This is a genomic window from Embleya sp. NPDC008237 (genome assembly GCF_042956465.1).
Taxonomy (GTDB): Bacteria; Actinomycetota; Actinomycetes; order Streptomycetales; family Streptomycetaceae; genus Embleya.
Genome location: NZ_JBIBGL010000012.1, coordinates 152,592 through 173,675, shown reverse-complemented (window position 1 = coordinate 173,675; position 21,084 = coordinate 152,592). Strand labels below are relative to the sequence as shown.

Below are 21,084 nucleotides of genomic sequence, written 5' to 3'. Positions count from 1 at the left end.
TTCCGATGACCCGTACGCTCCCCGATCTGCCGACCGACGAGGGTGCGCACCCGATCCCGGGCGCGGCACACGCGCACGGCTATCGACCCCGGCACACGCTGCCGATGTGGGTCGAGACCGTGCGCCAGTTCCGGCGCCGGCGCACCCTGTTCATGATCGGCCTGCTGCTCGCGCTGCCGTGGATCCTGGTCGCCGCGTTCAAGATCGGCGGCGATCCGTCGGCGGACGCGGTACCGACACTGGTGGACGTGGCGACCAAGAGCGCGCTGAACTTCACCGCGTTCACGCTGTTCGTCTCGACCGGCTTCCTGCTGGTCGTGGCGGTGGCGCTGTTCTGCGGCGACACCGTTGCCAGTGAGGCGAGTTGGTCCTCGCTGCGCTATCTGCTGGCCGCGCCGGTGCCGCGGGCGCGGCTGCTGCGGGTCAAGCTCGTGGTCGCGCTCGGCTACAGCGTGCTGGCCCTGGTGCTGCTGCCGCTGATGGCGATGATCGCGGGCACGATCGCGTTCGGCTGGGGCCCGTTGGACCTACCGGTGGGGGCGTCGCTGCCCACCGGCGAGGCGCTCGGGCGCATGTCGGTCGTGGTCGTCTACGGCGTGGTGGCGCAACTGGTGGTGATGGGCATGGCGTTCTGGCTGTCCACGGTCACCGACGCACCACTGGGCGCGGTGGGCGGCGCCGTCGGCCTGGTGGTGGTCTCCAACATCGTCGACGCGGTCACGGCGCTCGGTTCGTGGCGGGACTACCTGCCCACCCACTGGCAGTTCGCGTGGGTCGACGTACTCCAGACCGACCCCCAATGGGACGGCATGATCAAGGGCAGCGCGGTCTCGTTCGCCTACGCGGTGGTCTTCCTCGCCCTGGCCTTCCGCCACTTCGGCCGCAAGGACATCGTGTCCTGAGCCGGATGGGCACCAGCGGCATTCCACCGCCTGGCTCCCGTCGGCGTCACCCCGCGACACCGACCGACCCACCGCCCTGCCCAGTGGCCCCCGACCCGAACCGCCCTCTGCGGACAGACGGATGGGTTGCCATATGTGTCAGCCGTATCTGGCGGACCACTATGGCACCTGCCCCGGGCCCGCAGTCGGCGGCGGTACGGGTGCTCATGAACCCGGCGCGGTCCCACTCGACCACCCCGCGTGCCGTGCCGTCGGTGTCCTTGTCGGCCGTGACGATCACCCGCATCCGAGCCGGGCGCCACGGAGTTCGGCGAGCATCTGTCGGTGGTTATCGGCCCCCTTGCACGCCTACCGGATTTCCGGCATCGACGAGCGCGGCCACCCCGCAACAGCCCCCGCGGCGGGGAGTTCCGCGCCGCACGCCTCGGCGGAGCGGCCGGGCTGCGATGAATCGGAGGTTCCGGAACACAGGGCCGGGCCGGACCGAGCCGAACCGGCCCGGCCCGAACCGAGCCGAGTCGGGCCTTGAGCCGACATCGACCACGAGCCGTAACTGCCGCCGTCACCCACTCGGCTCCACCCCACCCCGCACGCCACGTCGATCGCCACCGGACAGGCGCGATCGCAAGATCATCCCAATGTCCCGATTCGGTGTTCGACGCAACGGCGCGTAGGCTCCTCGTCCGCCTGCCGTTCGCCACACATCGCGCGATCGAACCGGTGAGCGTGGCGCTGAGCTGGGCACATTCCGCCCTCGCCCACTGATAGGTGATCACGATCAATGGTTGAGCCGTTGCTTATTTCATCTATCAATTCCGCTGTGGCATCGTGATCAACGTACGTCCGACCGGGATGGTGAACCTGCCTTCCCGGCCCCTTCGCGGAGGAGACCCAGTGCTTACTGTCGGTAACCAGTTCCCCGAGTACGACCTCACCGGCGTTGTGTCGCTGGAGGCGGACAAGGCCTTCGAGCAGATCACCAACAAGTCCTACGACGGCAAGTGGCGCGTCGTGTTCTTCTGGCCGAAGGACTTCACCTTCGTCTGTCCGACCGAGATCGCCGCCTTCGGCCGGCTCAACGAGGACTTCCAGGACCGTGACGCGCAGCTGCTCGGCGTGTCCGTGGACTCCGAGTTCGTGCACCTGGCCTGGCGCAAGGACCACCCGGACCTGACCGACCTGCCCTTCCCGATGTTGTCCGACCTCAAGCGCGAGCTGTCCTCGGCCGCCGGCGTGCTCAACGCCGACGGTGTCGCGGACCGCGCGGTCTTCATCATCGACCCGAACAACGAGATCCAGTTCGTCATGGTCACCGCCGGCTCGGTGGGCCGCAACCCCGACGAGGTCCTGCGGGTCCTCGACGCGCTGCAGACCGACGAACTGTGCCCGTGCAACTGGCAGAAGGGCGGCGAGACCCTCGACGCCGCCAAGCTGATGGACGCCTGATCCATGGGTCTCGACGTCCTGAAGGCCGCACTGCCCGAGTACGCCAAGGACCTCAAGCTCAACCTGGGCTCGGTCGTGGGCAACTCGAAGCTCGCCGAACAAACGCTCTGGGGCACGGTGCTCGCCTGCGCGATCGCCACGCGTAGCCCCAAGGTGCTCGCCGAACTCGAGCCGGAGGCCAAGAGCCGGCTGTCCGACGAGGCGTTCACCGCCGCCAAGGCCGCTGCCGCGATCATGGCGATGAACAACGTCTACTACCGCTCGATGCACCTCATCGGCGACCCGGAATACAGCAACCTCCGGGCCGGCCTACGGATGAACGTGATGGCCAACCCGGGTGCCCCGAAGGCCGACTTCGAGCTGTGGTCGCTGGCGGTCTCGGCGATCAACGGTTGCGGCCGGTGCCTGGAGTCGCACGAGCAGGTCCTGCGCAAGGAGGGCGTGTCGCGCGAGACGATCCAGGAGGCGATCAAGATCGCCGCCGTGATCCACGCGGTCGGCGTGACGCTGGAGACCGACCAGGGCTGAGCACGCCCTGATCGCCCACCGGCGCACTCCCCGCGACACCCCGCGACGCACGAGAGCCCGTCCCCACTCCCGGGGACGGGCTCTCGTGCGTTCATCGAACCGACCACCACCACCGCAACCGCCGTACCCGAAGCCGGCAACCGCGACCAATCACCGTCGCCCGCGCGCGCGAACCACCGGGCGGGAGCGGATCGCCCACCGCGAGCGAGTCACCCACAACGCACACGTCGCCCACCACAGTCGAGTCAGGCCGTACAACCGGGTCACCCGCCGCAGCCGAACCGACCCCGGCCGACGGCCGAACGCCGACACGCCGTGCCGCGGGCTCACCGCGCCGCCCTCATCCCGACCAGCGCGACCTCCCGGTACAGCCCCACCGCGTCCCGCACGCCCATCCCGCGATATATCCGACTCCCCGTCGAGATCGCCGTGCGCAACACCCGCTGGGTGAACACCGGGTCCAGGTCCGGGTGGAAGTCGCCGGAGCGGATGCCGCCGGCCAGCGCCCGGGTCCAGGTGTCGGAGACCTTGGCACGCTGCGCGGCCAGCCGGCTCGCCGGGAGTTCGTCGCCACGCACCTCGTTTATCGCCAGAACCGTGGAGACCCCGTGGTAGGCGTGCGCCTCCACGGTCCGCCCGATCAAACCGGCCAGGCGCTCCACCGGCGTCGGTTGCGCGGCGGCGTCCTTGTCGAACGCGGTGCGCAGGTCGCCGAGGAACTCGCCGAGCAGTTCGGCGAGCAACTGCTCCTTGGAGCCGATGTGATGGGCAAGGCTGCCGACCGGCACACCGGCCAGGTCGGCGATCCGACGCACCGTGGTGCCCGCGTACCCGTCCTGCTCGAAGAGCAGGTTGGAGGCGATCCGAATCCGGGTGCGCGCGTCGGCCTGGCGGGGCACCCGGGCCATCCGCCGCTCCGCCTCGACCCTGGCGTCCTCGACCGGGCCGACCCTTCGCAGGGTGGGCATGGCATAGCGGGCGGGCCCGAGCAGGTTGCAGATCCGCTGCGAGGCGTAGCGCCCGGGCCGCACGATGCCGCGCACGAACACGTCCACCAGGCGTCCCGCGGCCGCGTCCGGGTCGTAGCGGCCGCTCGGTCGATACCACTGGGCCATCCCCCACACCGCCGATTGCAACATCAGCGACAACAACACGGGGTGCAGATCGCGGCGCAGGCTGCCGTCCTCGATCCCCCGGCGCAGCACCCGCCCCCACAGGGTGGACGCCTCGGCGGTGCGGTCGGACAACCAGACGAAGCCCTCGGTGCGGGAGAGCCGACGCGATTCGCCGACCACCACGACCGCCGCGTCGGGGCTGTTGCCGATCACTTCGAGGCTGTCCCGCAACAGGCCGCGCAGTGTGGCGATCGGTTCCTCGCCGCGCTCGACCGTGGCCCGCTGCCGACTCATGATGTCCGCGAAGAAGGTGTCGAGCACTTCGAGCAACATCGCTTCCTTGGACGGGAAGTGGTGGTACAGGCTGCCCGAGAGCATGTCCGCGGATTCGGCGATCTGACGGACCGTCGTGGCGCCGTAGCCCCGCTTGGCGAACAGCGCACAGGCGTGTCTGATGATCTCCGCGCGTCGATCCGCTCGCGGCCTGATGTGACGCTCCGCACCCGCTCGATCGCTCAACACGCGCCAAGCGTAGTACGCCTGGGAATCCCATGCGGAATCTCACGTTCCGGTAGTCCCTACCCGTCCCACCAACCCCACCCGAACCATCCGCGAGTGGACCCGGGTCGTAGTGCGAACGAGCGCGAAGCGCACATGGATGCGCACGACCGCGGAGCACGCGGGACACGAGGCGAGGCGCCGACCGAAACGGCACCCGGCACCCGGGGCACCGGCGGAATCCGAGCCGGCGGACGCGCTACGACCCGAGGCGACGGCCGCAGCCAGGACCCGAGACGCCCCGAACCGGGACGAGACAGGTTCGACCCCATGACATCATATCCTTGACTTAGTCATACACCTGGGGCAGGGTGAGATCAGGCTGGATCAATGCGTCGCCATCCGTGGCCCGGCCCCGAGGACCGGCCACTCAGGACTCGCTAGGAGCGACCCCATGGGCAACCCCGTCATCGTCGAAGCCGTGCGCACCCCCATCGGCAAGCGCAACGGCCGGCTCGCCGGCCTGCACCCGGTGCAGTTGTTGTCGGCCGTCCAGCGCGGGCTGATCGAGCGGGCCGGGATCGACCCCGAACTGGTGGACCAGGTGATCGGCGGCTGTGTCACCCAGGCCGGCGAGCAGTCCGGCGACATCGTCAAGCACGCGTGGTTGTACGCCGGCCTGCCGCATCGCACCGGCGGCACCACGATCGACTGCCAGTGCGGATCCGCCCAGCAGTCGGTGCACCTGATCGCCGGACTGATCGCGACCGGGGCCATCGATGCGGGAGTTGCATGCGGCATCGAGTCGATGAGCCGCAACCCGCTCGGGCACACCGCCAAGCCCGGCCAGAAGTCCAAGCCGGAGGACTGGGCGATCGACCTGCCCGACCAGTTCACCGCCGCCGAGCGGATCGCCCGCAACCGCGGCATCACCCGCGCCGACGTGGACGCCCTGGGCGTGCGCTCGCAGGCCAACGCGAAACGCGCGTGGGACGAGGGCCGGTTCACCTCCCAGGTGGTCCCGGTCGAGGCCCCCGTACTGGACGCCGACGGCAAGCCCACCGGCGAGACCGTGCTGGTCGATCGCGACCAGGGCCTGCGCGACACCACGATCGAGAGCCTGACCCGGCTCAAGCCGGTCCTGCCCGACGGCATCCACACCGCCGGCAACTCGTCGCAGATCTCCGACGGTGCCGCGGCACTGCTGATCATGGACGAGGACAAGGCGCGTGCGCTCGGCCTGCGTCCGCGCGCGCGGATCGTCGCGCAGGCGATGGTCGGCGCCGACCCGCACTACCACCTGGACGGCCCGAACGACGCGACCGAGCGGCTGTTCGCCCGCTCCGGGATGTCGATGTCCGACATCGACCTGTTCGAGGTCAACGAGGCGTTCGCGTCCGTCGTGCTCTCCTGGGCCCAGGTGCAGAAGGCCGACCTGGACCGGGTCAACGTCAACGGCGGCGCGATCGCCCTCGGCCACCCGGTCGGCTCCACCGGCGGCCGGCTGCTGACCACCGCGCTCTACGAACTGGAGCGCACCGACAAGCAGTTCGCTCTCGTGACGATGTGCGCGGGCGGCGCCAACGCGTCCGGCACGATCATCGAGCGGATCTGACCCGGGGGAGGCACCGAAAGCACCGAACCCGAAGGCGCCGAACACGATCGAGCCCCGTACACCGAACGGTGCACGGGGCTCGATCAGGTTCGAGGGCGAGTCGGGGACTCGCGGTCGACTCAGTACCAGTGGTGGCTCTGCCAGAACGTCCACGCCTGGCACGGGCTGCCGTAGCGCTCGTTCATGTAGCTCAGGCCCCACTTGATCTGGGTCGCGGGGTTGGTCCGCCAGTCCGCGCCGGCCGAGGCCATCTTGCTCGCGGGCAGTGCCTGTACCAGACCGTACGCGCCGGAGGAGGCGTTGGTGGCGTTGACCCGCCAGCCGCTCTCCCGCTCGACGATGTTGCTGAAGCACGTGTACTGGGTCGAGCTCATCATCGACTTGGCGATCGCCTGGGCGTCGGCGGCGGACGCCGACACCTTCTCCACGGCGCCGCGGTTGTCGGAGCGCGCCGCGCGTTCCTGGGCCGCCTTGCGGTCGGCGGCCGCCTTCTCCTCGGCGGCCTTGTCCGCTGCGGCCTTGTCGGCCGCGGCCTTCTCCGCGGCGGCCTTCTCGGCCGCGTCGCGCTCGGCCTTGACCCGGGCGGCCTCTTCGGCCTGCACACGCTGCGCCTCGTCGTAGGCGGCGGTCTGCGCGTCTGCCTGCTGGGTGATCCCGGTGCTCAGTTGCTGCGCCTGGGGGGCGGCAGGAACCTCGAGAAGCTTCGTGGTGCTCGCTTCGTCTACCGTCTGGGCGTCGGCGGACGCGGAAACGCCCGTTCCACTGAATCCGACGACGGCGCCAACGGCCGTGACAGCGGTGGCGGATGCCACGGCTATCCCCCGAACCGAGATCCGGCTCACACACGTTCCTTCCGACAGGCGCGCACCGCGGTCGAAGCGGTGTACGAGTCCAACCCCCGGTCTCCCCATGCTCCCGGAGGGAGCATTTCGGCCCGCGTACCGAACCGATTCGTCGGTGCGTGTGTGGGCGGCGTACAGCAGGTCGAGTGTCGAATTGTCGGGCAGCGCTGTACGCGAGGGTCTTACAAGTCCAGCAGCCTGCCTCAGCCAAACATTCGGAAGCAATTTTCGAAGGCGTGGCGAACATCACAACTCCAGGAAACGCAAAGCTTTTTCCCTTTCCGCCCTCGACCGTTTCCACCCGGAATATGCGGACACGGGTGCGCGGCGGCAATCGTGCGGGCGCGGAGGTGCGGGCCGGAAACCCGACGGCCCGGGGCGCGGGCGCGCGCAGGCGCAGTGGCGCCCACGGGAAAGCCCCGCCGGGAACGTCTCGAAGCAGTCGAGGCGTTCGCCGGCGGGGCCGGATCGATCGATTTCCCGTAGGCCCCTCACGGGGCATCCGTCACCCCGGCAGGTCCTCCAACATTTCGGTCACCAGGGCCGCGATCGGCGACCGTTCGGACCGGGTGAGCGTCACGTGCGCGAACAGCGGATGCCCCTTGAGCTTTTCCACCACCGCGACCACGCCGTCGTGTCGACCGACCCGCAGGTTGTCCCGCTGTGCGACATCGTGGGTGAGCACCACCCGCGAGTTGCTGCCGATCCGCGACAGCACGGTCAGCAGCACATTGCGCTCCAGCGACTGTGCCTCGTCCACGATCACGAACGCGTCGTGCAACGACCGGCCGCGAATGTGGGTGAGCGGCAGGACCTCCAACATCCCGCGCGCCACGACCTCCTCGATCACGTCGGACGTGGTGACCGCCGACAGCGTGTCGAAGACCGCCTGGGCCCAGGGGCTCATCTTCTCGTTCTCGGTGCCGGGCAGGTAGCCGAGCTCCTGACCGCCGACCGCGTAGAGAGGACGGAAGACCATCACCTTGCGGTGCTGGTTGCGCTCCAACACCGCCTCCAGACCCGCGCACATCGCCAGCGCCGACTTGCCGGTGCCCGCCCGGCCGCCCATCGACACGATGCCGATGTCCGGGTCGAGCAGCAGATCCAGCGCTATCCGCTGCTCGGCACTGCGCCCGTGCAGGCCGAACACGTCCCGGTCGCCGCGCACCAGCCGGACCTGCTTGTCCGCGGTGACCCGACCGAGCGCCTTGCCGCGCTCGGAGACCAGCACCAGTCCGGTGTGACAGGGCAGGTCGGCGGCCTGCTCGATGTGGGTGCGATCGTGCTCGAACAGGGCGTCGATGTCCGCCGAGTCGACGGTGAGTTCGGCCATCCCGGTCCAACCCGAGGTGTTCACCAGTTCGGCGCGGTACTCCTCCGCGCTCAGCCCCACCGCGGAGGCCTTGACCCGCATCGGCACGTCCTTGGACACCAGCGTCACATCGTGTCCCTCGGCCATGAGGTGCCTGGCCACCGCCAGGATCCGCGAGTCGTTGTCCCCCAGCCGGAATCCGGGCGGGAGCACGGTCGCGTCGATGTGATTGAGCTCCACCCGCAGGGTGCCGCCGGAGTCCCCGATCGGCACCGGGGCGTCCAGCCGCCCGTACTGCGTGCGAAGTTCGTCCAGCATCCGCAGCGCGTGTCGGGCGAAGTAGCCCAGTTCCGGGTGGTGCCGTTTGGCCTCCAACTCGGTGATCACGACGACGGGCAGAACCACCTCGTGCTCGTCGAACTTCAAGAGCGCCGACGGATCGGCAAGGAGCACGCTGGTGTCGAGGACATACGTCCGGTGCTGCGGAGCACGGCGTTGGATCGTGGCCACGGAGTGCCTCGCCCCCTCTCAGGGCACGCGCACCGTGCGCCCTGATCGCTCGGAGTCCGGGCCCCGGCCCGAAGGCCGGGTGCCCGGCCCTCCTGTCGCCGTGAACTGTGGAGCATGTAGTGCACGGAAGGGCCTCCCGGGCAGGTGACGGGGTGTCACCCACATATCGCACCGGCCCACATGGATGTGCGCCGGCCCGACGGGGTTATTCCCGTCCAGGGCACGGTCAACACAAAACGGATGATCACATGCCGATGGAAACCCCGCCGTGAGCAGGAGCGGTGACGAGGCGTCAGGCCCCGTAGCGGCGGTGGCGGGCGGAGTAGTCGCGCAGGGCCCGGAGAAAATCGACCTTGCGGAAGTCCGGCCAGAAGGCCTCGCAGAAGTAGAACTCCGAATGTGCGCTCTGCCACAACAGGAAACCGGACAGCCGCTGTTCACCCGACGTTCGGATGACCAGGTCCGGGTCGGGCTGGCCGCGGGTGTACAGGTGCTCGGCGATGTGCTCGACGTCCAGTACCTCGGCCAGTTCCTCGATCGAGGTGCCCTTGCCGGCGTGCTCCACGAGCAGCGAGCGGACCGCGTCGGCGATCTCGTGCCGGCCGCCGTAACCGACCGCGACGTTGACGAACACGCCGGTCAGGTCCGCGGTCTCGGTCTCGGAGCGCTTGAGCACTTCGCGGGTGTGTTCGGGCAGCAGGTCCAGTGCGCCGACCGGGTGCACCCGCCAGCGGCGCGCGGCGGCCAGGTCGGTGACCGCATTCTCGATGATCACCATCAGATCGGCCAGTTCTTCCGGCGGCCGATTGAGGTTGTCGGTGGACAGCAGCCACAGCGTGACCACCTCGACGCCGACCTCTTCACACCAGGTGAGCAGCTCGTGGATCTTGTCGGCACCCTTGCGGTGGCCCTCGGCGACCTGTTCGCCGTACGCCTTCGCCCAGCGGCGGTTGCCGTCCAGGATGACGCCGACGTGACGCGGTATCACCGTACGGTCGAGCGACGCCTCGATGCGCTTGCCGTATGCGCCGTATGCGAGGTCCCGCAGGCCCATGTCCACCTGCTCCTCCGTCCGTGATCACCCGCGCCGAAAACCCTACTCCCGTCCGACACCCGCTCGACGTCACGTGGCGGAGGGCAGGCGTGAAGATGCGGTGAAGGTCGGCTCGCGGACGGCGTGTCGCGCGCTCGTCCGAGGGTGGCTTTCCGAACGCCGAGGGCCCGGCGGGAGGGATCCCGCCGGGCCCGGAGCGTACCGGTATTTTGACGTCGAGTCAGCTTCAGCCGTCGAGTCGCGAGACCAGCTTGTTGTACTCGTCCCACAGGCCCTGCGGGGTGTGCGAACCGAACTTCTCCAGGTGCTCGGGGACCAGCGCGGCCTCCTGCTTCCAGATCTCCCGGTCCACGGTCAGGAGCAGGTCCAGCTCCGCGTCGGTGAGGTCCAGGCCCTTGAGGTCCAGGGATTCACGCGTCGGCAGTACGCCGATCGGGGAGTCCACGCCGTCGGCGAGCCCTTCCAGGCGCTCGACGATCCACTTGAGCACCCGGCTGTTCTCGCCGAAGCCCGGCCAGACGAACTTTCCGTCCGCGTCCTTGCGGAACCAGTTCACGTAGTAGATCTTCGGCAGCTTGTCCGCCGAGGTGGCCTGGCCGATGTCCAGCCAGTGCGCCATGTAGTCGCCCATGTTGTAACCGCAGAACGGCAGCATGGCGAACGGGTCGCGACGCAGCTCGCCGACCGTGCCCTCGGCGGCGGCGGTCTTCTCCGAGGCGACGTTCGCGCCCAGGAAGACACCGTGCTGCCAGTCGAAGGACTCGGTCACCAGCGGCACCGCACTGGCCCGCCGACCACCGAAGAGGATGGCCGAGATCGGCACACCCTTCGGGTCCTCCCACTCGGGCGCGATCGTCGGGCACTGTGCGGCCGGGACGGTGAAGCGCGCGTTGGGGTGGGCGGCGGGGGTCTCCGACTCGGGAGTCCAGTCGTTGCCCTTCCAGTCGATCAGGTGCGCGGGCTTGTCCTCCGTCATGCCCTCCCACCAGACGTCGTTGTCGTCGGTGAGCGCGACGTTGGTGAAGACCGAGTTGCCCCACATGGTCTTCATCGCGTTGGCGTTGGTGTGCTCGCCGGTGCCCGGCGCGACACCGAAGAAGCCCGCCTCGGGGTTGATCGCGTACAGCCGGCCGTCCTCGCCGAACCGCATCCACGCGATGTCGTCGCCGACGGTCTCCACCTTCCAGCCCGGAATGGTCGGCTGGAGCATCGCGAGGTTGGTCTTGCCACACGCGGAGGGGAAGGCGGCGGCGATGAACTTCGGCTCGGCGCCCGAGGGAGGCGTGAGCTTCAGGATCAGCATGTGCTCGGCCATCCAGCCCTCGTCGCGCGCCATGACCGACGCGATCCGGAGCGCGTAGCACTTCTTGCCGAGCAGGGCGTTGCCGCCGTAGCCCGAACCGTAGGACCAGATCTCCCGGTCCTCGGGGAAGTGCGTGATGTACTTCTCGCTGTTGCACGGCCACGGCACGTCCGCCTCGCCCTCGGCGAGCGGGGCCCCGACGGTGTGCACGGCCTTGACGAACTCGCCGTCGGTGCCCAGGAAGTCCAGCACCGCTTGGCCCATTCGGGTCATCGTGCGCATCGAGACCGCGACATAGGCGGAGTCGGTGATCTCGACCCCGTAGGCGGCCAGCGACGAGCCGATCGGCCCCATGCAGAACGGCACCACATACATCGTGCGGCCACGCATCGAGCCGGCGAACAGGCCGCCGAGCTTGGTGCGCATCTCGGCCGGGGCTATCCAGTTGTTGGTCGGACCCGCGTCCTCCTCCTTCTCGGAGCAGATGAAGGTCCGGTCCTCGACGCGCGCGACATCCCGAGGGTCGGAGGTCGCGTAGTAGCTGTTGGGGCGCTTGTTCTCGTCGAGCTTGCGGAAGGTGCCCTTGTCGACGAGGAGGTCGGCGAGGCGCTGGTACTCCTCGTCCGAACCGTCACACCATTCGATCCGGTCGGGCTGAGTCAGCCGGGCGATCTCGCTCACCCAGTCGAGCAGCTGCCTGTGTTTCGTCGGGACCTCGTTGGCCACGATCGCTCCATTTCGCGCCTGGGACGGCGAGTCCCCGGCGTCGGGGTTGAGGGTTGCGGGGATTTTATCCGGTCGGCCGGGCGCGGAACCGCCCGGGACAGGGCCCCACCTGGAAGTTGTGCCCCGTACCGGACCGAAAACCCCAAAGACGTGCGGTTTCGCGCCCCTCCGGGACAAGATCTCCCGTGATGCGTCTCACTTCGTACCTGCCAGTAACCTACGTGGGCGTAAGTACACTCGGCGACATGAGTGTGGACGCGCACGCCTTGACGGCGCCCTTGACGCCCATCAAACCCAAGCTGCGCGGATGGATCCACGCGGGGACATTTCCCCTCGCCGTGGCCTCCGGCATCGTCCTGGTCGCCCTGGCCGCGGATACCAAATCCCGCATCGCGTGCGGTGTGTTCGCGCTCACCGCGGCGATGCTCTTCGGCACGTCCGGGGTCTACCACCGAGGCAACTGGGGACCGCGCGGCGAGGCGGTGTTGCGCCGGCTGGATCACGCCAACATCTTCCTGATCATCGCGGGCACCTACACCCCGTTGACCATCCTATTGCTGGGCAAAAGCGACCAAATCCTGCTGTGGGTGGTGTGGATCGGGGCACTCGCCGGCATCGGTTTCCGGGTCTTCTGGATCGGCGCACCACGCTGGCTCTACACCCCGATCTATGTCGCGCTGGGCTGGGCCGCGGTGTTCTACCTGCCCGAGTTCATGCGCGAGGGCGGCGTCGCGGTGGTGGTTTTGGTGATCGTCGGCGGCGTGCTCTACAGCCTCGGCGCGGTGGTCTACGGGATCAAGCGGCCCAACCCCTCACCGCAGTGGTTCGGCTTCCACGAGGTCTTCCACGCCTTCACACTGCTCGCGTTCGCGAGCCACTTCATCGCCGTCGCCCTGGTGGCAGTGGACTGATCCACCGCCTCACTCGTCGGCCCGAAGGCCCGCCGCTCCGTTCGGAGTTGCGGGCCTTCGGGCTTTTCCGGGTTTTCCCCCGAGCTTGGGCTGCTCTTTGCCGAGCGTTTTGACAGTCGCAGGATTTTGAGAGCTACTGTCATAAGACAGAGACAATCAATAGATGGGGACTGTCATGGGCGCGACGAAGCAGGAGCCGGACCGGGCGAACGAGGCGGACGGGCCGCCCGACCCGAGGCGGTGGTGGGCGCTGGGCGCGCTGGTGGTCGGGCTCCTGGTGATCGGCCTGGACACCACGATCGTCAACGTGGCGATGCCGACGATGAGCGAACAGCTCGGCGCGAGCACGGGCGATCTCCAGTGGATCGCCGACTCGTACATCGTGGTGTTCGCGGCCCTGATGCTCCCGGCCGGACTGATCGGCGACCGCTACGACCGGCGGCTCTTCCTGCTGGTGGGGCTCGCGATATTCGGCGTCGGCTCGGTGGTCGGCGCGCTGGTCGGCTCGGTCGAGGGAGTGATCGCGGCGCGCGCGCTGATGGGCGTAGGCGGGGCGTTCGTCATGCCGCTGTCGTTGTCCATCCTGCCCTCGCTCTTCCCGGCCGCCGAGCGCGGCAAGGCGATCTCGGTCTGGGCCGCGAGCACGGCCCTGGGCATCCCGCTCGGGCCGATCCTGGGCGGGCTGCTGCTGGAGCACTTCTGGTGGGGGTCGGTGTTCCTGATCAACATCCCGATGGTCGGGTTGGCCCTGCTCGTGTGCGGGTTCCTGCTCCCGGTGTCGCGCTCGGCCGATGCCCCCAAGGTGGACGTCACGGTCACCGTCCTGGTCGTCGCGGGGCTGACCACGCTGATCTTCGCGCTGATCGAGGCGCCCGAATGGGGCTGGGCCGACGCGCGCGTGCTCGCCTTGTTCGGCGCGGCCGCACTGCTCATCGCGAGCGTGGCGGTGCGCGAGAGCAGGGCCCGGCACCCGATGATCGACTTCGGGCTGTTCCGCGACCGCAACTTCCTGTGGGGCACGGTCGCCGCCCTGGTGCCGTCCTTCGCCATGGCGGGCGTCCTGTTCGTGGTCCCGCAGCGGTTCCAGGGCGTGGACGGACACGACGCGTTCGGGACCGGTCTGCGGCTGCTGCCGCTGCTCGGCGGGTTGTTCGTGACCGCACTGGCCAGTGACAGGCTCGTGCCCCGGCTGGGCTACAAGGTGGTCATCCCGACCGGCCTGTTCGTGCTCGCCGGCGGGCTGTTGACGGGAGCGAGCGGCTCGGTGCACGACGGGTACGCCCGGACGGCCGCCTGGCTGGCCGTGAGCGGCCTGGGGCTGGGGCTCTCCATGGTGCCCGCGATGGACGCGGTGATGGCCAACCTGACACCGGAGCGCGCCGGGATGGGGTCGGCCCTGGTGCAGACCCTGCGTCAGGTGGCGGGCGCGCTCGGGGTGGCGATCCTGGGCAGCGTGCTCGCGTCCGCGTACCTGGACCGGATCGACACGAGCGGACGCCCGGACGGGGTCGCCGACACCGCGCGTGACTCGATCGGCGGCGCGGTCGCTGCGGCGGGCCGCAGCGGGGACCCGGCGCTGCTGGACTCGGCCCGGGACGCGTTCGTGCACGGTATGGACCTGAGTCTGCTGATCTGCGGCCTCGCGTCGTCGGCCGTCGCCATCGCGGTGGCCGTCTTCCTGCCCCGCCGCACCGCCGCCGACCCTCGGCCTGTGCCGACCCCGACCGGACCGGGAGAATCGGGGCATGACCGCGAAGGAGCCCTCCATCCCTGACCTGCCCGGCTCGCCCGTGGGGCTGCGCGAGCGCAAGAAGATCAAGACCCGCCAGGCGATCCGCCGGGAGGCCTATCGGCTCTTTCGCGAGCACGGCTACGACGCGACCACCGTCGACCGGATCGCCGAGGCCGCGGAGATCTCGCCCAGCACGTTCTTCCGCTACTTCCCGACCAAGGAGGACATCGTGCTCACCGACGAGTACGACCCCATCCTGGTGGAGGTCATCCGGACGGCGCCCAAGGGCCTGAGCCTGCTCCGGGTGTTGCGCACCGGCCTGCTGGACGCGCTGCGCGAGATCATCCGGGTGGACGGCGAGGAGATGGCCACCCGGATGACGCTGGTGCTCAGCGTGCCGGCCCTGCGGCGCCGCACCTACGAGCAACAGATGCAGTCCTGGAGCCTGATCGCCGAGACGTTCGCCGCCCGCAACGGACGCTCCACGGACGACCTGGAACTGCGGGTGGCCGCCGCCGCGATCAACGCGGCGATGTCCGAGGCGATCATGGCCTGGGCGCGGCGCGACTGCGCCGAGGACCTGGTCGAACTGGTCGACCGGGCCCTGGGACTGCTGGAGACGGGTCTACGGGACAGGCCGTGACTCCGCGCCCGCCCGACCGGTCGCGCGGGCGTGGGGCGACCGGTCGCGCGGGAGCGAACCCTCAGGCTCGGGCCACCGCCTTGGCCAGGACCTGGGCGGCCAGGTGTTCCGGGTCGGTCACCGGCGCATCGCACGTGAAGTGCCGACACACGTACGCCGCCGGTCGGCCGCCCACCAGCGGTCGGTCGCGCAGCAGCGGCACCGGCGACTCCTCGGCCGGGTCGCCCATCGCGACCACCGCGCCGGGGGCGGTGGACATCAGCGCGGTCAGGTAGAGCGCCCAGGTCGCGTCGTCGTCGCGCGGGCCGACCACGGCGATCTCGCGCGGCCCGTCCAACCACGCCTCTGCGACCGCCAGGCCCCAGCCGATCTGCCGCGGGGCCCGGTCCGCCAGCACCCGGACCAGGCCGAGCGCGCGGCCGGCGGCCTCGCGGTGGTCCTCCGAGCCCAGGTGCGCCGCATAGCCGAGCAGGGCGCCGGCGGCACCGGTCCAGCCGGACGGGGTGACCCCGTCGGTGGGGTCCTGCGGCCGACGGAACAGCTCCTCCGCGTCGTCCGCGGTGTCGTACAGCGCGCCGTCCTCGTCCACGAAGTGCCCCAGCACCACGTCCACGAGCACGCCGGCGAAGGTCAGCCACGCATCGTCCGAGGTCACCGCGTACAGCGCGAGGAAACCCTCGGCCACGTCCGCGTAGTCCTCCAGGACGCCCGCGTTCGGCCCGGGTCGGCCGTCGCGCGAGGTGCGCACCAGCCGGTCGCCGAGTTCGTCGTCCTCGTCGCCGCCCAGGTGCACCGCGAGCAGCAGGTCGGCCGCCGCGAGCGCGGCGTCGAGCAGGTCGGGGCGGGAGAACAGGGTGCCGGCCTCGGCCAGCGCCGCGATGGCGAGCCCGTTCCAGGCGGCCACCACCTTGTCGTCCCGGCCCGGCCGGGGCCGCTCCGCGCGCGCGGCCAGCAACTTCGCCCGGACGTCGGTCAGTCGCTCGATGTCCTCGGGGTCGTCGAGCAGTTGCAGTACGGACATGCCGTGCTCGAAGGTGCCCTCCTCGGTCACCGCGAACACGTCGGCCGCCCACGCGCCGTCCTGTTCGCCGAGCACCTCGATCAACTGCGCCCGGGTCCAGGCGTAGAACGCGCCCTCGACCGAGCGGCCCTGCGCGTCCAGGCTGTCCGCGTCCAGCGCGGAGGCGAACGCGCCCTCGGGGGTGCGCAGTTCGCGCACCACGAAGTCGGCCGTCTCCAGCGCGATCCGGCGGGCGAACTCGCTTCCGGTGGTCCGCCACAGGTGGGTGTACACCCGGATCAACTGGGCGTTGTCGTAGAGCATCTTCTCGAAGTGCGGCACCACCCACGCGGCATCCACCGAGTAGCGGGCGAAGCCGCCGCCGAGTTGGTCGTAGATGCCGCCCCGGGCCATCGCCTCGCAGGTCTCCTGGGCGATCTCCAAGGCCGCCTCGGACTCGGTCCGGGCGTGGTGGCGCAGCAGGAACTCCAGCACCATCGACGGCGGGAACTTGGGCGCGTCGCCGAACCCGCCGTGCACGCCGTCGTACTCGCGCGCGAGCAGAGTCAGCGCCGCGTCCAGATCCTCGGCGGTCGGCGTCTCGCCGCCGGTGTGCAGGTCGCGCGGGGCGGCCAGGGAGGCGGCGACCTGGAGGCCGGTGCGGCGCACCTCGTCGTTGCGGTCGACCCAGGCCTTGTTGATCTCGTACATCACCTGCCGGAACGAGGGCATCCCGCGGCGGGCCTCGCTCGGGTAGTAGGTGCCGCAGTAGAACGGCTCCCCGTCGGGCGTGGCGAACACGGTCATCGGCCAGCCGCCCTGGCCGTGGTTCATCGCGACCGTGGCCTCCATGTAGACCGCGTCCACGTCCGGGCGTTCCTCGCGGTCGACCTTGATCGCGACGAAGTTCGCGTTGACGATCGCGGCGGTGGCCTCGTCCTCGAAGGACTCGTGGGCCATCACGTGGCACCAGTGGCACGCGCTGTACCCGACGCTGAGCAGGATCGGGACATCACGGCGGCGGGCCTCGGCGAACGCCTCCTCACCCCACGGCCACCAGTCGACCGGGTTGTCGACGTGTTGGAGGAGGTACGGCGATGTGGACCCAGCGAGACGATTCGGCATGGGGCCATCCTCGCGCGCCGGCTCCGGAAATCCCGGGAGGCCCCTCCCGAGGGTCGATCGGATGCGGCCCGCAGGACCGTCATCCGGCCTGGCTCGGCCTGGCGGCGCCTGGCGTGAGGGGCGAACTCTGGACTTGCCGGTCCAATTTCGGCGACCTACGGTGCCTGCATTCCCAACCACTGCGCCCACTCACCCAGAGAGGTTTAACCCATGCATGCGATCCGCATCGAGGAGCACGGCGGCCCCGAGGTCATGCGCTGGACCGAGCTGCCGGACCCGTCGCCCGGACCCGGCGAGGTGCTGGTACGGCTTGGCGCCGCCGGGGTGAACTACATGGACATCGGTGCCCGCAGGGAGGGCGGCCCGGGCTGGGCCGCCCCGGTGATCCTCGGCGCCGAGGGGATGGGCTACGTCACCGCTCTCGGCGAAGGGGTTCGGGACCCGGCCGTCGGCGACCGGGTGGCCTGGTTCTACCACCCGGGCAGCTACGCCGAGTTGCTTGTCGTACCTGCGGATTCGCTCGTCAAGGTGCCGGACGGCATCGGTGACGAGACGGCCGCCGCCGTGATGATGCAGGGCCTGACCGCGAGCCACCTGAGCACCGAGACCTACCCCATCGGCCCCGGCGACACGGCCGTGATCCACGCGGCGGCGGGCGGGGTGGGTCTGTTGCTCACCGGGATGATCCGGGCCCGCGGCGGCCGGGTGATCGGCCTGGTTTCCCGCGAGGAGAAAGCCGTCGTCGCGAAGGAGGCCGGCGCCGACCACGTCCTGGTCCACTCCGGTGGTGGGTTCGACGAGCGGATCAGGGAGCTGACCGACGGACGGGGAGCCGACGTCGTGTACGACGGCGGCGGCACCGACACCTTCCACTCCTCCCAACTGGCCCTGCGTCCGCACGGGGTGCACGCCTACTACGGCCCCTTCATGGGCGTCCCGACGCTGCGGCCCACCGACCTGCCCAACAGCATCCTGCTGACCTACCCCGTGGTGCACCACCACGTCGCCACCCGCGAAGCCCTGCTTCGGCGCACCGGCGAGATGTTCGACCTGCTCCTGGACGGGCGGCTCGCCCCGCGCGTCACGGGCCGCTACGCCCTCGCCGACGCGGCCCGGGCCCACACGGACCTCGAGTCACGCCGAACCACCGGCAAACTGCTGCTTCTGCCCTGAGCCGGGGCGGGACGGGCCGGGCGGCCCGGAGCCGACCCGCTTCAATGGGACGAACAGCTCGCACCGGGAGGACACGTGCCGTTGACCCGCAAGGGCGCCGCGACCAGACAGCGCATCGTCGAGGGTGCCGCCGAACAGATCCGCGCACAGGGTGTGTTCTCACTGCGGCTCGAGGACGTGATGGCCCGCACCGCGACCAGCAAGAGCCAGCTCTTCCACTACTTCCCCGACGGGAAGGACGAACTGCTTCTCGCCGTCGCCCGGCAGGAGGCGGCCCGGGTGATCGACGACCAGCAGCCGGAGCTGGGCTCCCTCACCTCGTGGGCCGCCTGGTACCGGTGGCGCGACAAGGTCCTCGCGCGCTATCGCGAACAGGGCGTGGACTGTCCCCTGCACGTGGCGCTCTCCGAGATGGGGACGGCCACGGACGCCGCGCGGTCCGTGGCCGGCGAGCTGTTGCAGGTGTGGCAGCAGCGGCTGACCGCAGGCATCCGTCACATGCAGAACAGCGGTGAGATCGCCCCCGAACGGGATGCCGAGCGCGAGGCCGCGGCCCTGCTGGCCGGCATCCAGGGCGGCGTGCTGATCCTGCTGACCACGGGCCGCATCGCCCATCTGGAGGCCGCGCTCGACCTGGGCATCGCCCACATGCGCAGCCCCGACCCCCGCAACCGGTGCCATGAGCCGAGTGGTGACAACGCTCGCACGTCGACGGCGCGGTGACGCCCACAGCCCCGCACCCGAAGGTGGGTGGCTGGGCAGCGTTCTCGGGCGACGGGGGCCGTTGCCTACCTTGCGCTTGGCGGTGTCGGACTTCGGCAGTGACCTCGCCGTCGCGCCGGCGGGCCGGTCAGGAGCCGGGGGTGTCCTCGGTGTCCTTCGGCGTCTCCCGGGCGGCGCGGGAGGGGCGGGGGGTGTCGGTCGGCCAGTTGCTCTGGTTGGCGTCCACCCGCTTGAGCTGCTTGTTCATCGACTTGATCAGGAACCAGGTGGCGACAGCGATCGCGGCGACGACCACGAACCCGAGCAGGCCGGGCGTGACCTTGCTCTCCTCGACCGCGAGCTGGAGCGCGAGCGGTGTCATGACGAACTACCTCCTGGATCGGAACCCCTTGTGAACAAGAGTGACATCCGATCGGCGGGACGTACGCACCGAGGGCCCGGAGAGATGCTCTCCGGGCCCTCTTTCGCGTCGTCCCGGGTCATCCCCGAGGCACCGGCTAGCGCCGCACGCCCACCCGGACGCCCGCGAACAGGTCGTCCTCCGGCAGGTCGGTGTCCACCAGCGAGCGGACAAGTTCGTAGTCCTCGGTCGGCCACACCTCGCGCTGCACCGAGATCGGCACCCGGAACCAGAAGCCGTCCGGGTCCACCTGGGTGGCGTGCGCGATCAGCGCCCGATCGCGGGTCTCGAACCAGTCGGCGCACGGGATGCGCGTGGTGATGTCCCGCTCGTCGCGGTCGCCCCAGCGCTCCAGCCACTCGCCGTACGGCGACTCCAGACCGCGGCTGAGCATGCCCTCGTGCAGGGCCTCGATCCGGGCCCGGGAGATGCCCTGGTTGTAGTACAGCTTCAGCGGCTGCCACGGCTCGCCGGAGTCCGGGTACGCGTCCGGATCGCCCGCCGCGTCGAAGGCCACCATGGTGATCTTGTGCGTCTGGATGTGGTCGGGGTGCGGGTAGCCGCCGTTCTCGTCGTACGTGGTGATCACGTGCGGACGGAACTCGCGGATCAGCCGGACCAGCGGCTCGGCCGCCTTGTCCACATCGAGCACCGCGAAGCAGCCGTCCGGGAGCGGCGGCAGCGGGTCCCCCTCGGGCAGCCCCGAGTCCTCCCAGCCCAGCCACGCCTGCTGCACGCCGAGGATCTCGCGCGCCGCGTCCATCTCCTTGCGGCGCACCTCGTGGATGTTCGCCTCGATCTCCGGGTTGCCCTGGAGAGCGGGGTTGAGCACCGAGCCGCGTTCGCCGCCGGTACAGGTCGCGACGAGGACCTCGGCCCCCTCGGCGACATAGCGCGCCATGGTGGCCGCGCCCTTGCTCGACTCGTCGTCGGGGTGCGCATGCACCGCCATCAGCCTCAGCCGATCGTCACTCACCGGAACGTCGCTCCTCATCCGTGCCCCGTGTCCCAGCCGCCGGGTCGTACCGCCGGGACCTGTCGAGGGCCGCTCTTGCACCGGACATATAGTGGCCGATAGATCTCGCTCGGGCGCAAACCCGGGCCCGTCCCGCAGGAGACCCGGTGAGCGCAACGCCCGTCACCCGTTACGGCAAGGGCGCCACCCGAAACGACCGCAAGCTGCGGATCGCGTTCGCGGTCTTCATGGTCGTGCTCGTGGCCGGGACGGTGTGGATCGGCCTCGATGTGGCGAACCCCGGCGTGCGCGGGTCTATTCCGAGCTTCAGGGTCGTCTCGGATTCCGCGGTGGAGGTCCAGGTGGAGATCCGCAAGGACGCCGACAAGGAAGCCGTCTGCGTACTGCGCTCGCGCGACGAGGGCGGCGCCGAGGTGGGCCGCCGCCAACTGCGCTTCGCCAAGGGCGACAAGCACATCGAGCGCACCGAGACACTCCAGACGGCGGGTCGACCCAACACCGCCGAGCTGGAGGATTGTCACACCGTCGGCTGACCGACGGTCGGCGCCGA

The 21,084-nt window shown here is 69.9% G+C and carries 18 protein-coding genes; 10 read left to right on the top strand and 8 right to left on the bottom strand.

The window, feature by feature from the left end:
• Window positions 1-5: 5 nt before the first annotated feature.
• The 3 genes from ACFZBU_RS29490 to ACFZBU_RS29480 all read left to right on the top strand — a co-directional run bounded on the left by ACFZBU_RS29490 (window position 6) and on the right by ACFZBU_RS29480 (window position 2,876).
• A complete protein-coding gene (locus ACFZBU_RS29490; protein ID WP_391586710.1) occupies window positions 6-902 on the top strand; it encodes an ABC transporter permease in 897 nt (298 codons plus the stop codon).
• Window positions 903-1,796: 894 nt separating this feature from the next.
• A complete protein-coding gene (locus ACFZBU_RS29485) occupies window positions 1,797-2,348 on the top strand; it encodes a peroxiredoxin (RefSeq protein WP_078976832.1) in 552 nt (183 codons plus the stop codon).
• A gap of 3 nt (window positions 2,349-2,351) precedes the next feature.
• Entirely contained in the window at window positions 2,352-2,876 is a 525-nt protein-coding gene (locus ACFZBU_RS29480; RefSeq protein WP_391586709.1) for a carboxymuconolactone decarboxylase family protein, read from the top strand.
• 326 nt (window positions 2,877-3,202) lie between these two features.
• Here ACFZBU_RS29480 and ACFZBU_RS29475 read toward each other — a convergent pair whose 3' ends face one another.
• Window positions 3,203-4,513, bottom strand: coding sequence for a TetR/AcrR family transcriptional regulator (locus ACFZBU_RS29475; RefSeq protein ID WP_391586708.1), 1,311 nt, complete (start codon window positions 4,511-4,513; stop codon window positions 3,203-3,205).
• Between the two features lie 430 nt (window positions 4,514-4,943).
• Here ACFZBU_RS29475 and ACFZBU_RS29470 point away from each other — a divergent pair, with 430 nt between their 5' ends.
• Complete coding sequence (locus ACFZBU_RS29470) at window positions 4,944-6,104, top strand: steroid 3-ketoacyl-CoA thiolase (RefSeq protein ID WP_391586707.1); 1,161 nt, start codon at window positions 4,944-4,946, stop codon at window positions 6,102-6,104.
• Between the two features lie 119 nt (window positions 6,105-6,223).
• On the opposite strand, the gene ACFZBU_RS29465 is transcribed toward ACFZBU_RS29470, so the two are convergent.
• The 4 genes from ACFZBU_RS29465 to ACFZBU_RS29450 all read right to left on the bottom strand — a co-directional run bounded on the left by ACFZBU_RS29465 (window position 6,224) and on the right by ACFZBU_RS29450 (window position 11,851).
• Window positions 6,224-6,946, bottom strand: a complete 723-nt coding sequence (locus ACFZBU_RS29465) for a transglycosylase SLT domain-containing protein (RefSeq protein ID WP_391586706.1) — start codon at window positions 6,944-6,946, stop codon at window positions 6,224-6,226.
• 505 nt (window positions 6,947-7,451) lie between these two features.
• A complete protein-coding gene (locus ACFZBU_RS29460) occupies window positions 7,452-8,768 on the bottom strand; it encodes a PhoH family protein (protein WP_391586705.1) in 1,317 nt (438 codons plus the stop codon).
• 292 nt (window positions 8,769-9,060) lie between these two features.
• Window positions 9,061-9,822 carry an isoprenyl transferase gene (locus ACFZBU_RS29455; RefSeq protein ID WP_360311901.1) on the bottom strand — a complete coding sequence of 254 codons (762 nt, stop codon included), beginning with the start codon at window positions 9,820-9,822 and terminating at the stop codon, window positions 9,061-9,063.
• Window positions 9,823-10,048: 226 nt separating this feature from the next.
• Window positions 10,049-11,851, bottom strand: coding sequence for a phosphoenolpyruvate carboxykinase (GTP) (locus ACFZBU_RS29450; RefSeq protein WP_391586704.1), 1,803 nt, complete (start codon window positions 11,849-11,851; stop codon window positions 10,049-10,051).
• Between the two features lie 245 nt (window positions 11,852-12,096).
• On the opposite strand from ACFZBU_RS29450, the gene ACFZBU_RS29445 reads away from it, so the two are divergent.
• The 3 genes from ACFZBU_RS29445 (at window position 12,097) to ACFZBU_RS29435 (ending at window position 15,137) form a co-directional block, all read left to right on the top strand.
• Entirely contained in the window at window positions 12,097-12,762 is a 666-nt protein-coding gene (locus ACFZBU_RS29445; RefSeq protein ID WP_391586703.1) for a hemolysin III family protein, read from the top strand.
• 163 nt (window positions 12,763-12,925) lie between these two features.
• Window positions 12,926-14,536 carry an MFS transporter gene (locus tag ACFZBU_RS29440; RefSeq protein WP_391586702.1) on the top strand — a complete coding sequence of 537 codons (1,611 nt, stop codon included), beginning with the start codon at window positions 12,926-12,928 and terminating at the stop codon, window positions 14,534-14,536.
• Window positions 14,508-15,137 carry a TetR family transcriptional regulator gene (locus ACFZBU_RS29435; protein WP_391586701.1) on the top strand — a complete coding sequence of 210 codons (630 nt, stop codon included), beginning with the start codon at window positions 14,508-14,510 and terminating at the stop codon, window positions 15,135-15,137. The genes ACFZBU_RS29440 and ACFZBU_RS29435 overlap by 29 nt, the downstream gene beginning before the upstream one ends.
• 61 nt (window positions 15,138-15,198) lie before the next feature.
• Here ACFZBU_RS29435 and ACFZBU_RS29430 read toward each other — a convergent pair whose 3' ends face one another.
• Window positions 15,199-17,262 carry a thioredoxin domain-containing protein gene (locus ACFZBU_RS29430; RefSeq protein WP_391586700.1) on the bottom strand — a complete coding sequence of 688 codons (2,064 nt, stop codon included), beginning with the start codon at window positions 17,260-17,262 and terminating at the stop codon, window positions 15,199-15,201.
• 210 nt (window positions 17,263-17,472) lie between these two features.
• Between ACFZBU_RS29430 and ACFZBU_RS29425 the strand changes: the two genes are divergently transcribed.
• The gene (locus ACFZBU_RS29425; protein ID WP_391586699.1) at window positions 17,473-18,435 is read left to right on the top strand and encodes a quinone oxidoreductase family protein; all 963 of its coding nucleotides are present in this window, start codon (window positions 17,473-17,475) and stop codon (window positions 18,433-18,435) included.
• Between the two features lie 75 nt (window positions 18,436-18,510).
• Complete coding sequence (locus ACFZBU_RS29420; protein WP_391586698.1) at window positions 18,511-19,158, top strand: TetR/AcrR family transcriptional regulator; 648 nt, start codon at window positions 18,511-18,513, stop codon at window positions 19,156-19,158.
• Between the two features lie 127 nt (window positions 19,159-19,285).
• Here ACFZBU_RS29420 and ACFZBU_RS29415 read toward each other — a convergent pair whose 3' ends face one another.
• Window positions 19,286-19,519, bottom strand: a complete 234-nt coding sequence (locus tag ACFZBU_RS29415; RefSeq protein ID WP_391586697.1) for a hypothetical protein — start codon at window positions 19,517-19,519, stop codon at window positions 19,286-19,288.
• A 136-nt stretch (window positions 19,520-19,655) separates the two neighbouring features.
• Window positions 19,656-20,510, bottom strand: a complete 855-nt coding sequence (gene mca / locus ACFZBU_RS29410) for a mycothiol conjugate amidase Mca (protein ID WP_391586874.1) — start codon at window positions 20,508-20,510, stop codon at window positions 19,656-19,658.
• Window positions 20,511-20,680: 170 nt separating this feature from the next.
• On the opposite strand from mca, the gene ACFZBU_RS29405 reads away from it, so the two are divergent.
• Window positions 20,681-21,067, top strand: a complete 387-nt coding sequence (locus tag ACFZBU_RS29405; protein WP_391586696.1) for a DUF4307 domain-containing protein — start codon at window positions 20,681-20,683, stop codon at window positions 21,065-21,067.
• The last annotated feature ends 17 nt before the right edge of the window (window positions 21,068-21,084 follow it).